The sequence below is a fragment of the Enterobacter sp. BNK-8 genome, assembly GCF_048685095.1.
Taxonomy (GTDB): domain Bacteria; phylum Pseudomonadota; class Gammaproteobacteria; order Enterobacterales; family Enterobacteriaceae; genus Enterobacter; species Enterobacter quasiroggenkampii.
In genome coordinates, this window is record NZ_JBLQTN010000001.1 from 4,135,976 (window position 1) to 4,149,979 (window position 14,004).

Genomic DNA, 14,004 nt, shown 5'->3' on the forward strand with positions numbered 1-14,004 from the left:
ACTTAACGTAAGGATTGAAATAAACGATCTTAGAGTCATATCAAGAAAGAGGTAGTGAGTGAGTTTTTCCTTACCTGTGGGGGCCAAAGGGTTCCCCTAAATATCGTGCGATGTGGCGATAATATAGACAGATTGTTTTTTCACCAATTCTTATCGAGGCCAAAATTGGACTCACTTTGAGATCGCAAGATCGAGAAAAAAATGGTGGTGATGTAAGGACTGTCCTGGTAAAGCAGGTAAACTGATCCACAGAATGTGTATTTCAGCTAAGACGTATTTATGACCAATATGATTGCCGACGAGACGGTGGCGAAATCCAGCGTGCTCTCTGTCTTTGACTTTGATGGGACGTTAACGCACCACGACAGCTTTATCCCTTTCCTGCGCTTTGCCTTCGGGAAACGTTACTTCGCGGGCCGTCTGGTGCGCATGGCGCTGCCCACGCTCCACTGCGTGCGTCGCAAGCTGACGCGCGACGAGCTAAAGGAAGTGCTGATTAAAACGTTCCTGACGGGCGTGGATGAACACTGGTTGCGCCAGCAGGCGGAAGCGTTTTGCGAAAAATACTGGAACAAGCTGATGCGCCCCGAAGGGGTTCTGGCCGTGGCGGCCGAGGTGAATTCCGGTGCGGAGGTGACCATCTGTTCCGCGTCTCCGGCACTGGTGCTTCAGCCGTGGGCTGACAAACTGGGCATTAAGCTGATTGGCACGCAGCTGGAAGTGAAAAACGGCAAGCTGACGGGGCGCATCACGGGCCACAACTGCCGCTGCGCCCAGAAGGTGGCCAGGCTGGAAAAAGTGTATGGCGACCTGAACGCCTATCACCTGCGCGCCTGGGGAGACACCCGCGGCGACCACGAGCTGCTGGCGGCGGCGCAGGATCCGCACTGGCGGCACTTCCACCCGCCGCGCAAGCGCCGGAATTCACCGATTAAGGGTTAGGTGCGGTCTGGTGCCCTCACCCCAGCCCTCTCCCACAGGGAGAGGCAGAAAACCAAACTGTAGGCCCGGTAAGCGAAGCGCCACCGGGCGGAACATCAGGCCTCACGTTTCCCCGGGAACATCACGCTCGCAATAATTCCCAGCGCCAGCACGCCCAATACCACAAACAGGCTGGCCGTCGCGCCAATGCTGTAACCGTGATGCCAGAAGTGATCGGTGGCATTTAACCCCAGCTTGAACGCCACGAAGAACAGCAGCAGCACCACGGCTTTCTCGAGGTGCACCAGATACTGCTTCAGCGCTTCCAGCACGAAGTAAAGCGTACGCAGACCGAGAATAGCGAACATCATGGCGCTGTAGATAATCAGCGGCTCGCGGCTCACGGCAATAATGGCCGGCACGGAGTCAAATGCGAACATCACGTCAGAGAGTTCGACCACGGCCACGCACAGCAATAGCGGCGTCGCATAGCGCTTCGCCTTCTTCACGCGTCCGACCATCACGTCCTGGTTTTCCGGCTTTTCAAGCTCTGCATCCACCTCTTTCTGCGTCAGAATAAAGGCATTGCTGCTGATTTTCGGCCAGACCGGATAGAAGCGTTTTACCAGGCGATAGGCGAGATGACCCGAGTAATCTTCCACTTCGTCACTCTCTTCATTACGTCTGAGCATCATCACCGCCGTCCAGCCGACGACCAGCGCGAAAATCACTTCGACGTAGGGCCCCAGGCTTAACAGGCTGGTGCCGATAGCCACGAAAATACCGCGGAAAACAATCGCCCCCAGCACGCCCCAGTAGAGCACGCGGTGACGGTACTTATCCGGCACGCCGAACCAGGCGAAGATCGCCATCATCACGAACAGGTTATCGACGGAGAGCACCTCTTCCAGCGCATAGCCGGTAAGGAACAGGCTCGCCATCTCGGCGCCGTGGTGAACGTACAAGAACCCGGCGAAGGCCATCGCCATCATGACCCAGAAGATGGACCACATGGCGGCGCTTTTCAGCGAGATCGGTTTGTCGTGACGGTGCATAAAGAGGTCGATAAACATCGCCCCAACGGCCATCACCACAAAGACAACAACGGTTTCCGTCGGGAAACCGAGATGAGCAGCAGACATACAAAACCCTTTTGGCAGACAAAACACAGAACCATGCAAACTGGCGTAAACCAGGAACGAAACAGGGCGGGCCGTTAATCAGCCTCTTCACCCTTAAAGCCGCAGCCCAATCGGCTACGCAAGGAGGGGTACTTTACCTTACCAGGCGGGGATTGCGCATCTGCCGTTTAGGCGCTCATGCCACGTAAACGCTGCAGCACCGCGACCAGAACCGCCACAGACCAGCCTACCATCAACGCGCCCACCAGCCCTTCCACCCCGCCGATGAGCCGCCAGTGCTGGGGTAACGTGACGTCGCCGTACCCTACCGTCGCATAGCTCACCAGCGAAAAGTAGAAGCTGGTGTTCCAGTCATTAAACGCGTCGATGACAAAATAAAACGCAGCAAACAGCCCGGCTTCCAGGAGATGGGCGAAAATCATAGAGATCACGATGCCGACATTGCGTAAAACAATGCGTACCGCAGAATCGACCTCTAACGTAATGAATTTTAAAACGCCAAACATCCACAGCGAATGAATCACCACGGTTAGGGTAAGCAAAATAATAATGCTGAGTAGCTGCATGGTACGTGCTCTGACCAAAAGGAGTATGGCCCCGCGAACGCGGCGGGGCATCTGGTCGAAGCTTAGTCGAAGGGAGAGGAAAAGTTGGTGCAATAATTGCGTTGCGTGATTATTTCTCTGCCAGCACGTCCTGCTTGCGGCTGGTCAGCAGCCTTGAGCGATATCCGCAGCGCACTATCTGTGAGTCACCTCTTATTTACATCATTTAAACCTTCCATTAACTGGATAAAAAGAACGCGCCGTCGCTATAGTGGTTTTGTTTAATAAAACTAAGTTGTACCTAATAAAACAAAGAACACACCCTGCGAGGATACAATGACAGAACATTTACGTAACGGCGCGACCGCCACCGAGGACATAGAAAGAGAGACGATGCGGAAGGTGATCTGGCGTATTCTCCCGTTTCTGATTGTCAGTTACCTGGTCTCGATTATCGATCGCGGGAATATCGGCATGGCTTCGCTGCAGATGAATGAGGACCTTGGCCTCAGCAAAGCGGCGTTTGGCTTCGCCAGCAGCCTTTACTTCGTGGCCTATTTTTTGTTTGAGGTTCCCAGTAACCTGGCCATGCAGAAAGTCGGTGCCCGGCTGTGGATACCGCGCATTATGATCAGCTGGGGCATCGTCTCCATGGGCATGGCGCTGGTTCAAAATACCACCTCGCTCTATATCGTCCGCTTTCTCCTCGGGGCAGCGGAAGCAGGCTTCTTCCCGGGCGTCGTGCTGTATCTGACCTGGTGGATCCCTGCCCGCTACCGCGCGCGCATTATTGCGTCCTTTATGGTCGCCATCCCGCTCGCTAACTTCATCGGCTCCCCGCTTTCCGGGTTGATACTGTCGCTGGATGGCTGGCTGGGTCTTCGCGGCTGGCATCTGCTGTTCATTATTGAAGGCTTACCTGCGGTACTGCTGGGTATTGCGGCCTGGTTTATTCTCCGGGATCGCCCTCATCAGGCGAAATGGCTCGGTGATGAACAGAAAAAGTGGCTGGAAACCACGCTTGAGGCCGAGCGGAGCCAGCAAAAGAACATTGGACATCAGACGACGTGGCAGTTGCTGAAGCATCGTCAGATCTGGCTGATGGCGCTGATTTACGCGGGCGCATCGTCCGCGGGCACCACGATCAGCGTCTGGTCTCCTCAACTGCTGAAATCCTTCCATCTCGATAATCTTGAGACAGGTCTGTTTAACGCTATCCCTTACGGTCTGGCATCGGTTCTGATGATTGTCTGGGGACGACACTCCGATCGCACCAACGAACGCCGCTGGCATACCGCGCTGACGCTGTTCATGATTGCCGCCGGCGTGTTTGCTGCCTTTGTAAACGTCTCGCTCTTTGCCACTATCGTGATCCTGAGCATTATCCTGACAGGCGCGTATTCTGCGAAAGGGCCTTTCTGGGCGCTGGCATCCGGCTGGATGAGCAGCTCCTCGGCGGCGGCAGGGCTGGCCGCGATTGGCGCCATCGCGAACCTGATAGGCGGGGTGGTCATGGTAAATGCCTACGGCATAATCAGCGAGCAGACGGGAAGCTATACGCTGGCTATGCTTCCGCTGGCCGCGCTGTGCCTGGCCGGGGGTATCGCGGTACTCATTATGGGACGGCAGGCCCGCAACGCTCGGTTACACGAAAAACAGGTCACGCATTCGTGATGACAGAAGCGGGACACGTGTCCCGCTTCTGCGTTTAAAGATTTTCTTCCGCCGCGTCGCTCGTTTCACCAAAGAACTGCAGACAGAAGGGCTTACTGGCTCCCATTTTTTGCGACAGACGGCTGGCCGCCACCTTCATCAAAGGCCCTATCTCCTTCTCACGACGATCTTCCGTCAGCCGTGAGATGGGGCCGGTCAGGGCTAACGCCGCAACCAGCTTGTCGTGAACGCCGAAGACAGGCATCGCAAACGCCGCGGTGTGGGGATCGCGTGCGCCTGACGTGTAGAAAGGGAGTTCAGCGTCTCCCTCCGGCAGGCTCTCATTGAGCCCCCAATGGCGCAATACCTTACTGATGGCCGAATTATCGAGCGGGAACTGGCTGCCGGGAAGATTGCTGTGTCGCAGGCCGTGCGACGCTTCCGCGCGAAACAGGCAAAGGCGCTGCCCACCCTCCAGCACATACCAGCTGGCACTTTCCTGAGACGCCAGGGAGAGCGCCTGAAGCTCTGGCTGAACCACCCGCGAAAGATGGAAAGATTGTTCATACAGCTTGCCGAGGTAAAGCAGACGTGGGCCAAGCGCATAATTGCCGTCTTCATGCCTGACGACGTAATTCATCCGTTCAAGAGAATTCATCAGGCGGTAAACCGTGGTTTTGTGATAACCCGACAGCTGTGCCAGCGCGGTCAGCGTCAGGCTCTCATCCCCAGGACGGAAGCAATCCAGTAAAGCCAGCGCTTTTTCAACCGCTACAACGCCTTCATTCCCCATCATTATCTCCTTGTTAGCCCGGCAGTGAGTGTACCTCAAATTTTGTGAGTCACTTCGTGTTTACATCACAAACGCCACCTCGGGTCTGGCTAAAAGGAAAGCAACACCGCTATAGTTGTTTTGTTCTGTACACCTGAGTTGTACTAAGTAAAACAATATGGAGGCATTCATGTCCGTTTCTGAAAAAAAAGCGATTAATCGCCAGTTCGAACGCGTTTCTGCCGAGGACGTTCGTCGGGCTGCCGAGTATCAGGCAGCCATTCTGGCCGACGTGGCCGGTCGCCGCGGTACGCTTCACGGCCGCATCAAACCGCTGGCTCCTCACATGTCCGTTGCGGGTCCGGCCATCACCGTGGAAGTCCGTCCGGGTGATAATCTGGCGATTCATGCCGCGATGGCGGTTGCGCAACCCGGCGATGTCCTGGTCGTCGATGGCAAAGGCGACCTGAGCTGCGCGCTGCTGGGCGAAATCATGGCCACTCAGGCTCAGGCGAGCGGCATTGCGGGCATCATTATTGACGGTGCTGTACGTGACGCCGATTCCCTGAGCAAAGGTCACTACCCTGTCTTTTCTGCCGGTCTGAACCCCTGCGGCCCGACAAAGTTAATTTCTGGCCGGGTTAATCATCCCATTTCAGTCGCCGGGGCGACGGTTCAGGCCGGGGATCTGGTTGTGGCGGATATCGACGGCGTGGTCGTCATCCCGCGTGATGAGGTTCAGCAGGTCATCGCGCTGGCAAAGGAAAAGCTGGATATGGAGACCCGACGTCTTGCCGCCATCCGTGAAGGCGATTTGCGTCCACACTGGCTTGATGACGCGCTTCGTAAGGCAGGTATGTTAGCTGACGGGGAGACGCTGTGATGGAGGGCAAAGACGTAATTCTGGTTACCGGAAGCGACCTGGCGGAGCAGGCCATGGTGATGCTGCAGGGCTTTGAGGTGGTGTTTGCGGGCCGCCAGCCGACAGAAGATGACCTGATCGCGCTGTGTGAACGACACAATCCCGTGGCGATTCTGGTTCGTTATGGCCGGATCACCGCGAAAGTCATGGATGCCGCCCCGGCTCTGCAGGTTATTTCCAAGCACGGAAGCGGGATCGATGTGATAGACCAGACGGCAGCGGCCGAGCGCAATATCGCCGTCCGCGCGGCCCCAGGCGCAAACGCGGCGGCAGTGGCTGAACATACCTGGGCGCTGATCCTCGCCTGCGCAAAGTCCGTGGTGCCTCTGGACAAGCGGTTACGAGACGGGCACTGGGATAAGGCGACGCATAAATCCATTGAGCTGGAGGGATTAACCCTGGGGCTAATCGGATTGGGCGCTATCGGCTCGCGCGTGGCAACTATTGGTCATGCCTTCGGTATGAAGGTGCTGGCTTACGATCCTTATGCGAAGTCCATGCCCGCCCTGTGCGAACGCGCAGAGACGCTGACCGGACTTCTTTCCCGTTCCGATGTCATCTCTTTGCACTGTCCGCTAACCGATGAGAATCGGGGAATGATCAATAGCGAGACGCTCGCACACTGCAAGCGGAACGCCATTCTGGTCAATACGGCACGCGGTGGACTGATCCACAGTGAATCGTTACTGGCGGCGCTCCGGGATGGCACGCTGCACAGCGCAGCGCTGGACAGCTTTACCCACGAGCCGCTGACGGCGCCGCACCTCTGGCAGTCTGTAGAAAACGTGGTTATTTCACCGCATATCGGCGGCGTTACCGCCGCGTCATACATCAAGATGGGGACCGTGGCCGCGAGCAATATTCTGGCCGTGACGGACGCCACCACCGTCAGCCCGTAAAGCCAAGCGTGACGAGTGGCAGCGCGCTGATGTCACTTGTCTTCTGCCAGCGCCTGAGCACACGCCCAGGCACTTGCCCATGCCCACTGGAAGTTGTATCCGCCGAGCCAGCCGGTCACATCCATCACTTCGCCAATAAAATAGAGCCCCGGCACGTTGCGCGCTTCCATGGTGCGGGAAGAGAGCTCGTTCGTGTCGACCCCGCCCAGCGTAACTTCCGCGGTGCGGTAGCCTTCCGTGCCGTTTGGCTGCACGCGCCAGTTTGTCAGGGTCTCCACCAGCGTCTCCTGCTCGCGGCTGTTAAGCTGCTTAAGCGACACATCGGGGATCTGCCCCAGCACCTGCAAACACTCCACCAGACGCTTCGGCAGCTGCATTGCCAGCGTGTTTTTCAGGCTTTGATTCGGGTGCGCGGTACGCTGCTCGTTGAGGAAGGCATCCAGATCGCAGTCCGGGAGCAGGTTAACCGTGACAAACTCCCCCGGCTGCCAGTAGCTGGAGATTTGCAGGACCGCCGGGCCGGAGAGGCCGCGATGGGTAAAAAGCAGGTTTTCGCGAAACACCGTGCCGTCTTCGGCGGTGATAACTGAGGGAACAGACACGCCAGACAGCGTCTGAAGCTGTTCCAGAAGCGGTTTATGCAGCGTGAACGGCACCAGCCCGGCGCGCGTAGGCAAAACGTTCAGGCCAAACTGTTCGGCAATCTTATAGCCGAACGGGGAAGCGCCCAGCCCCGGCATAGAGAGGCCGCCGCTGGCGATCACCAGATTATCGGCACTGACGGTTTCGCCGTTGAGCTGCAGCGTGTAGCCCTGGTCGTCACGGGAAACCTCCAGCACCTCGGTGCGCAGGCGCATGACCACGCCGCCCTTCTCGCACTCGGCCACCAGCATATCGACAATCTGCTGCGCGGAGTCGTCGCAGAACAGCTGGCCCAGCGTCTTCTCATGCCATGCGATACCGTGCTTTCCTACCAGGTCGATAAAGTCCCACTGGGTATAACGCGCCAGCGCAGATTTACAAAAATGACGGTTTTGGCTCAAATAGGCCGCGGGTTCAACATACAGGTTAGTAAAGTTGCAGCGCCCGCCGCCGGACATCAGGATCTTACGGCCTGGCTTTTTACCGTTATCCAGCAGCAGCACGCGACGACCCGCCTGTCCGGCCATTGCCGCACAAAACATACCCGCCGCACCGGCGCCAATTACCACGGCATCAAACCTTTCCACGTCAAAACCCTCTTTGTTAACTGCCGCGGATTGTAAAGTTTCCTCTGTGGTCACACCAGCGTAAAAAGATATTACAAAGCCATTCCATTGAAATTTAAAGAATATCCTTTCAAGCACTTTTCTCAATTCAGGTGGTATGTCAAAAAAAGTCTATATTTCACTTTGCCCGTTGCGCATTTGTCCTGGATAATGCGCCGCGTTCATGTCCTCAAAATGGCGTAACGTCCTATGCTACATTTGTTTGCCGGCCTGGATTTACATACCGGGCTTTTACTCTTGCTTGCTCTGGTTTTTGTACTGTTTTACGAAGCGATCAACGGCTTCCACGACACTGCAAACGCAGTAGCGACGGTTATCTACACTCGCGCAATGCGATCGCAGCTTGCGGTTGTTATGGCGGCGGTATTTAACTTTTTTGGTGTCCTCCTGGGCGGACTGAGCGTTGCGTATGCCATTGTGCATATGCTGCCAACAGATCTGCTGCTTAACGTAAGTTCTGGCCATGGCCTCGCTATGGTGTTCTCAATGCTGCTTGCTGCAATTATCTGGAACCTCGGTACCTGGTATTTCGGCCTGCCTGCATCCAGTTCTCACACTCTCATCGGCGCGATTATCGGTATCGGGTTAACCAACGCCCTCATGACCGGTACATCGGTTGTTGATGCGTTAAATATCCCGAAAGTACTGGGGATCTTTGCCTCTCTCATCGTCTCCCCTATCGTGGGTCTGGTGGTGGCAGGCGGGCTGATCTTCATCCTGCGTCGTTACTGGAGCAATACCAAAAAACGCTCCCGTATTCACCTGACGCCAGCAGAGCGTGAAAAGAAAGACGGCAAGAAAAAGCCGCCATTCTGGACGCGTATCGCCCTGATCATTTCCGCAATCGGTGTCGCTTTCTCACACGGCGCGAACGATGGTCAGAAAGGCATTGGTCTGGTGATGCTGGTACTGATCGGCGTTGCTCCGGCAGGCTTCGTGGTTAACATGAACGCCTCCGGCTACGAAATCACCCGGACCCGTGATGCGGTCAACAACGTTGAAACCTACTTCCAGCAGCACCCTGAGCTGCTGAAAAAAGCGACCGGCGTTGACCAGCTGATTCCGTCTCCGGAAGCCGGTGCTACCACCGCGCCTGGCGAATTCCACTGCCATCCGGCAAACGCGATTAACGCGCTGGAACGTGCCAAAGGCATGCTGGGCAATATCGAAAGTTATGACAAACTGACCGTTGAGCAGCGTGGTCAGCTGCGTCGCATTATGCTGTGCATCTCTGATGTAACGGATAAAGTGGCGAAGCTGCCTGACGTGAATGCTGACGACCAGCGTCTCCTGAAGAAACTGAAAGGCGATATGCTCAACACCATTGAGTACGCGCCAATCTGGATCATCATGGCGGTCGCACTGGCACTCGGTATCGGTACGATGATTGGCTGGCGCCGTGTGGCGACCACCATCGGCGAGAAGATCGGTAAGAAAGGCATGACCTATGCGCAGGGTATGTCCGCGCAGATGACGGCGGCAGTATCTATCGGTCTGGCGAGCTACACCGGTATGCCGGTATCCACCACCCACGTACTCTCCTCGTCCGTGGCAGGTACCATGATTGTTGACGGTGGCGGCCTGCAGCGCAAAACCGTGACCAACATTCTGATGGCCTGGGTGTTCACCCTTCCGGCATCCATCCTGCTGTCTGGTGGGCTGTACTGGATTTCGCTGAAGCTGATTTAATCGGTTGAAAGCGACAAAAAAGCGGGTCAGGAAACTGACCCGCTTTTTTTATGCTCAGTGCCAAATCATCAATGCAATCATGCTGACCACGACCAGGCCACACAGGGCGCTGGTTAAAATGAACTGACGACGCAGGCGCTCGCAGCGACGGATAAACTCTTCATCGTGATGATCGCGGTAGCGCTGGTAGTAGATATATCCCACCAGACGCATCTGTTTGCTGGGCTGTCCATGCGAGGTGAAGAACCCTCCACCGTCCACATACTGATAAAGCAACGGATCGCAACCACGAAGTACCACTAACAGCGCACGTAACGATGAGAAGTAGCGCGCCATATTCACTATGCAAACCACGCATAACGCCCAAAACAATGCGACGGTGCTAATCATACATCCTCCCCGGCGTCCGCCCACGAAGCAAGGCTTCTGAGCTACCGCACCCCAATGCCCTGACAGACAGTTCAGTGAAAGAATGACCAAAAGTCGATCCGGTTCGCGTTTTAATATCCGAACGGCTCATTTAATAGTGTAGGAGATCCGTTAATTTTTTTGCCACAAGGTTAATCGTTATCAACACCAAAGCTTGAAAAATATGTTTAACTGGGCCGTAATGAAAGCATCAGACGACGGCTTTCCCATTTAGTCATCGATAACTTAAGGAAGGAGTAACACTATGGCTTACAAACACATTCTCATCGCGGTAGACCTCTCCCCGGAGAGCAAAGTGCTGGTTGATAAAGCGGTATCCATGGCACGTCCCTACAACGCGAAAGTTTCGCTGATTCACGTTGATGTGAATTACTCCGACCTCTACACCGGTCTGATCGACGTCAATCTGGGCGATATGCAGAAGCGTATCTCCGAAGAGACGCACCACGCCCTGAGCGAACTGTCCACTAACGCAGGCTACCCGATTACCGAAACCCTGAGCGGCAGCGGCGACCTGGGCCAGGTACTGGTTGATGCGATCAAGAAATATGACATGGACCTGGTGGTGTGTGGTCACCATCAGGACTTCTGGAGCAAGCTGATGTCTTCCGCGCGCCAGCTGATTAACACCGTTCACGTGGATATGCTGATTGTTCCACTGCGTGACGAAGAAGACGAGTAAGTGCAAAAAAGCCCGGTGGCGCTAACGCTTACCGGGCCTACAAACGGCACTAACTGTAGGCCGGGTAAGGCGAAGCCGCCACCCGGCTTTTTTTATTCCGGCGTGCCTGAGTAGATATCAAACCGGTGCCCTTTGGTGGTCACCGCATTGGTCGTGGCAACGTCCGCCAGCGGCGGTGCATAGTCAGGGCGTTTCACCACCACCCGCTTCGTCGCCAGCTGACGAGCCGGTTCCAACAGGCCATCCGCGTCCAAATCAGGCCCCACCAGAGACTGAAACACCCGCATCTCTTTCTTCACCAGCGCGCTTTTCTGCTTGTGCGGGAACATCGGGTCGAGATAGACCACCTGCGGGCGCGGGGTGATATCGGTCAGCGCCGTCAGGCTCGAGGCGTGGATCAGCTGCAATCGTTCCTGCAGCCACGGGCCGATTTCCGGGTCCGCGTAGCCACGGCTCAGACCGTCGTCGAGCAGGGCCGCCACCACCGGATTACGTTCCAGCATCCGCACCCGACAGCCGACAGACGCCAGCACAAAGGCATCGCGCCCCAGCCCCGCCGTGGCATCGACCACGTCCGGCAGATAGCTTCCTTTAATCCCAACCGCTTTAGCCACCGCTTCGCCGCGACCGCCGCCGAACTTGCGCCGGTGCGCCATGGCCCCGCCGACAAAATCGACAAAAATCCCGCCGAGCTTCGGTTCGTCGCGCTTGCGTAACTCCAGATGCGCTGTCGTCATCACCAGCGCCATCGGGTTTTCATCATCGTGCTCCAGCCCCCAGCGGGCGGCCAGAACAGATAAGGCGCCGTCTCCGGCGCCCGTTTCATCCACTAAGCAGATCTTCACGTCACAATCAGCCTTTGATCCCGTAATGCTCAAGCATCGCATCCAGCTGCGGCTCGCGTCCGCGGAAGCGTTTGAACAGCACCATTGGCTCTTCGGAACCGCCGCGGGTCAGGATATTGTCGAGGAACGACTGGCCAGTTTCACGGTTGAAGATCCCCTCTTCTTCGAAACGAGAGAAGGCATCCGCCGCCAGCACGTCGGCCCACAGGTAGCTGTAGTAACCCGCCGCGTAACCGCCTGCAAAGATATGGCTGAACGCGTGCGGGAAGCGGCCCCAGGTTGGCCCAGGAATAACGGCAACCTGCTTTTTAATCTCGGCCAGGGTTTCAAGAATTTTCGCGCCCTGCTCCGGGCTGAACTCGGCGTGCAGGCGGAAATCGAACAGGCCGAACTCCAGCTGACGCAGGATAAACATCGCCGCCTGGTAGTTCTTCGCTGCCAGCATTTTATCCAGCAATTCTTTCGGCAGCGGTTCGCCGGTCTCATAGTGACCGGAGATAAACGCCAGCGCGTCCGGCTCCCAGCACCAGTTTTCCATAAACTGGCTCGGCAGTTCGACCGCATCCCACGGCACACCGCTGATGCCTGCCACGCCTGCGGTTTCGATGCGGGTCAGCATATGGTGCAGACCGTGTCCGAACTCGTGGAACAGGGTGATCACTTCGTCGTGGGTAAAGAGCGCAGGTTTGCCGTTTACCGGACGGTTGAAGTTACAGGTCAGGTAGGCGACCGGCTTCTGCAGAGAACCGTCTGCTTTACGCATCTGGCCCACGCAGTCGTCCATCCACGCCCCGCCGCGCTTGTTCTCACGCGCGTAGAGATCGAGGTAGAAGCTGCCGCGCAGTTCGTTTTTCTCGTCATACAGTTCGAAGAAGCGCACGTCCGGATGCCAGACGTCGATATCGGTACGCTCTTTGGCGGTGATGCCATAGATGCGCTTCACCACTTCAAACAGGCCGTTAACGGCTTTGTTTTCCGGGAAATACGGGCGCAGCTGCTCGTCGCTGATGCTGTAGAGGTGCTGCTTCTGTTTTTCGCTGTAGTAAGCAATGTCCCACGGCTGCAGTTCGTCCACGCCGAACTCCGCTTTCGCGAAGGCGCGCAGTTGGGCCAGCTCTTTTTCACCCTGTGGACGGGCGCGTTTCGCCAGATCGGTCAGGAAGTCGAGCACCTGCTGCGGATTTTCCGCCATTTTGGTGGCGAGGGATTTATCGGCGTAGTTTTCGAAGCCCAGCAGTTGGGCCAGCTCGTGGCGCAGGGCGAGGATTTCCGCCATGACCGGGCTGTTGTCCCACTTACCGGCATTCGGCCCCTGATCGGAGGCGCGGGTGCTGTAGGCGCGGTACATCTCTTCGCGAAGCGCCTGGTTGTCGCAGTAGGTCATCACCGGCAGATAGCTCGGGATATCCAGAGTTAGCAGGAAGCCGTCCTGCTCTTTCGCCTCGGCCTGAGCTTTTGCCGCCGCCAGCGCGCTTTCCGGCATGCCGGAAAGCTCCGCTTCGTCGGTGATCAGCTTCGTCCAGCCCATGGTGGCGTCGAGCACGTTGTTGCTGTACTGGTTGCCCAGCTCAGACAGGCGCGCGGCGATTTCACCGTAGCGGGTCTGCTTCTCTTTTGGCAGGCCAATCCCGGACAGCTCAAAATCACGCAGGGCGTTATCGACCGATTTTTTCTGCGCCGTGTTCAGTTCGGCATAATGGTCACCGTCGCGCAGGTCGCGGTAGGCTTTGTAGAGCCCTTCGTGCTGGCCGACCCAGGTGCTGTACTCAGAGAGCAGCGGCAAGGTTTGCTCGTAGGCTTCGCGCAGCTCCGGGCTGTTTTTTACCGAGTTCAGGTGGCTCACCGGGGAGAAGATACGCCCCAGCACGTCGTCCACTTCGGCCAGCGGCTGACACAGATTTTCCCAGGTGTACGGCGCGCCCTGCGCTACCACGCTTTCTACCGCCGCGCGGCAGTTGTCCAGCGATTGCGTAACGGCTGGAACCACATGCTCGGGGAGGATTTTAGAAAACGGCGGCAACGAAAAAGGCGTCAGTAATGGATTGGTCATAAACGCTGTCCTGTTGAATAAGATGAATGAAGCGCGCATCCGGCGCTGTGCATATGCGATCTAGAATGGGGTTAAGTGTAGAGGATTTCAATGCCAGACGTTGTCGAAAAGAGCCCGGTGGCGCTGCGCTTACCGGGCCTACGGGTAATCTGCGCCGTTCTGCTGTAAACTGTGGCAAATCGTCAAT

The 14,004-nt window shown here is 56.6% G+C and carries 13 protein-coding genes; 6 read left to right on the top strand and 7 right to left on the bottom strand.

Going from position 1 to position 14,004, the window contains the following annotated elements:
* Positions 1-279: 279 nt before the first annotated feature.
* The gene (locus ACMGGU_RS20080) at positions 280-942 is read left to right on the top strand and encodes an HAD family hydrolase (RefSeq protein WP_074180434.1); all 663 of its coding nucleotides are present in this window, start codon (positions 280-282) and stop codon (positions 940-942) included.
* 95 nt (positions 943-1,037) lie between these two features.
* Here ACMGGU_RS20080 and ACMGGU_RS20085 read toward each other — a convergent pair whose 3' ends face one another.
* A complete protein-coding gene (locus ACMGGU_RS20085) occupies positions 1,038-2,063 on the bottom strand; it encodes a TerC/Alx family metal homeostasis membrane protein (protein ID WP_023616134.1) in 1,026 nt (341 codons plus the stop codon).
* Between the two features lie 167 nt (positions 2,064-2,230).
* Positions 2,231-2,629 carry a potassium channel family protein gene (locus ACMGGU_RS20090; protein ID WP_024908850.1) on the bottom strand — a complete coding sequence of 133 codons (399 nt, stop codon included), beginning with the start codon at positions 2,627-2,629 and terminating at the stop codon, positions 2,231-2,233.
* Positions 2,630-2,944: 315 nt separating this feature from the next.
* Here ACMGGU_RS20090 and ACMGGU_RS20095 point away from each other — a divergent pair, with 315 nt between their 5' ends.
* Positions 2,945-4,282 carry an MFS transporter gene (locus tag ACMGGU_RS20095; protein WP_262805714.1) on the top strand — a complete coding sequence of 446 codons (1,338 nt, stop codon included), beginning with the start codon at positions 2,945-2,947 and terminating at the stop codon, positions 4,280-4,282.
* A 34-nt stretch (positions 4,283-4,316) separates the two neighbouring features.
* On the opposite strand, the gene ACMGGU_RS20100 is transcribed toward ACMGGU_RS20095, so the two are convergent.
* Positions 4,317-5,054 (bottom strand): IclR family transcriptional regulator, encoded by a 738-nt coding sequence (locus tag ACMGGU_RS20100; RefSeq protein ID WP_063622760.1) that lies wholly within the window; start codon positions 5,052-5,054, stop codon positions 4,317-4,319.
* A gap of 169 nt (positions 5,055-5,223) precedes the next feature.
* Between ACMGGU_RS20100 and ACMGGU_RS20105 the strand changes: the two genes are divergently transcribed.
* Positions 5,224-5,916, top strand: coding sequence for an RraA family protein (locus tag ACMGGU_RS20105; RefSeq protein ID WP_126534895.1), 693 nt, complete (start codon positions 5,224-5,226; stop codon positions 5,914-5,916).
* Positions 5,916-6,854: an NAD(P)-dependent oxidoreductase gene (locus tag ACMGGU_RS20110; protein ID WP_262805747.1), complete on the top strand. Its 939-nt coding sequence runs from the start codon at positions 5,916-5,918 to the stop codon at positions 6,852-6,854. Before ACMGGU_RS20105 ends, ACMGGU_RS20110 begins: the two co-directional genes overlap by 1 nt.
* Before the next feature lie 32 nt (positions 6,855-6,886).
* Here ACMGGU_RS20110 and ACMGGU_RS20115 read toward each other — a convergent pair whose 3' ends face one another.
* Positions 6,887-8,083 carry an NAD(P)/FAD-dependent oxidoreductase gene (locus ACMGGU_RS20115; protein ID WP_048226402.1) on the bottom strand — a complete coding sequence of 399 codons (1,197 nt, stop codon included), beginning with the start codon at positions 8,081-8,083 and terminating at the stop codon, positions 6,887-6,889.
* 228 nt (positions 8,084-8,311) lie between these two features.
* Here ACMGGU_RS20115 and pitA point away from each other — a divergent pair, with 228 nt between their 5' ends.
* Entirely contained in the window at positions 8,312-9,811 is a 1,500-nt protein-coding gene (pitA, locus tag ACMGGU_RS20120) for an inorganic phosphate transporter PitA (protein WP_008503116.1), read from the top strand.
* Between the two features lie 54 nt (positions 9,812-9,865).
* Here pitA and uspB read toward each other — a convergent pair whose 3' ends face one another.
* Positions 9,866-10,201: a universal stress protein UspB gene (gene uspB / locus ACMGGU_RS20125; RefSeq protein ID WP_003861224.1), complete on the bottom strand. Its 336-nt coding sequence runs from the start codon at positions 10,199-10,201 to the stop codon at positions 9,866-9,868.
* Between the two features lie 283 nt (positions 10,202-10,484).
* Here uspB and uspA point away from each other — a divergent pair, with 283 nt between their 5' ends.
* Positions 10,485-10,922 carry a universal stress protein UspA gene (gene uspA, locus ACMGGU_RS20130; protein WP_003861223.1) on the top strand — a complete coding sequence of 146 codons (438 nt, stop codon included), beginning with the start codon at positions 10,485-10,487 and terminating at the stop codon, positions 10,920-10,922.
* A gap of 92 nt (positions 10,923-11,014) precedes the next feature.
* On the opposite strand, the gene rsmJ is transcribed toward uspA, so the two are convergent.
* Both rsmJ and prlC read right to left on the bottom strand, forming a co-directional pair.
* The gene (rsmJ, locus tag ACMGGU_RS20135) at positions 11,015-11,767 is read right to left on the bottom strand and encodes a 16S rRNA (guanine(1516)-N(2))-methyltransferase RsmJ (RefSeq protein WP_024908847.1); all 753 of its coding nucleotides are present in this window, start codon (positions 11,765-11,767) and stop codon (positions 11,015-11,017) included.
* Between the two features lie 7 nt (positions 11,768-11,774).
* Positions 11,775-13,817 (bottom strand): oligopeptidase A, encoded by a 2,043-nt coding sequence (gene prlC, locus ACMGGU_RS20140; protein ID WP_048027782.1) that lies wholly within the window; start codon positions 13,815-13,817, stop codon positions 11,775-11,777.
* Between the last annotated feature and the right edge of the window lie 187 nt (positions 13,818-14,004).

Bases quoted from the DNA above. Each gene is read 5' to 3' on its own strand.
- ACMGGU_RS20080 (WP_074180434.1), top strand. From the start codon at position 280: ATGACCAATATGATTGCCGACGAGACGGTGGCGAAATCCAGCGTGCTC.
- ACMGGU_RS20085 (WP_023616134.1), bottom strand. From the start codon at position 2,063: ATGTCTGCTGCTCATCTCGGTTTCCCGACGGAAACCGTTGTTGTCTTT.
- ACMGGU_RS20090 (WP_024908850.1), bottom strand. From the start codon at position 2,629: ATGCAGCTACTCAGCATTATTATTTTGCTTACCCTAACCGTGGTGATT.
- ACMGGU_RS20095 (WP_262805714.1), top strand. From the start codon at position 2,945: ATGACAGAACATTTACGTAACGGCGCGACCGCCACCGAGGACATAGAA.
- ACMGGU_RS20100 (WP_063622760.1), bottom strand. From the start codon at position 5,054: ATGGGGAATGAAGGCGTTGTAGCGGTTGAAAAAGCGCTGGCTTTACTG.
- ACMGGU_RS20105 (WP_126534895.1), top strand. From the start codon at position 5,224: ATGTCCGTTTCTGAAAAAAAAGCGATTAATCGCCAGTTCGAACGCGTT.
- ACMGGU_RS20110 (WP_262805747.1), top strand. From the start codon at position 5,916: ATGGAGGGCAAAGACGTAATTCTGGTTACCGGAAGCGACCTGGCGGAG.
- pitA (WP_008503116.1), top strand. From the start codon at position 8,312: ATGCTACATTTGTTTGCCGGCCTGGATTTACATACCGGGCTTTTACTC.
- uspB (WP_003861224.1), bottom strand. From the start codon at position 10,201: ATGATTAGCACCGTCGCATTGTTTTGGGCGTTATGCGTGGTTTGCATA.
- uspA (WP_003861223.1), top strand. From the start codon at position 10,485: ATGGCTTACAAACACATTCTCATCGCGGTAGACCTCTCCCCGGAGAGC.
- prlC (WP_048027782.1), bottom strand. From the start codon at position 13,817: ATGACCAATCCATTACTGACGCCTTTTTCGTTGCCGCCGTTTTCTAAA.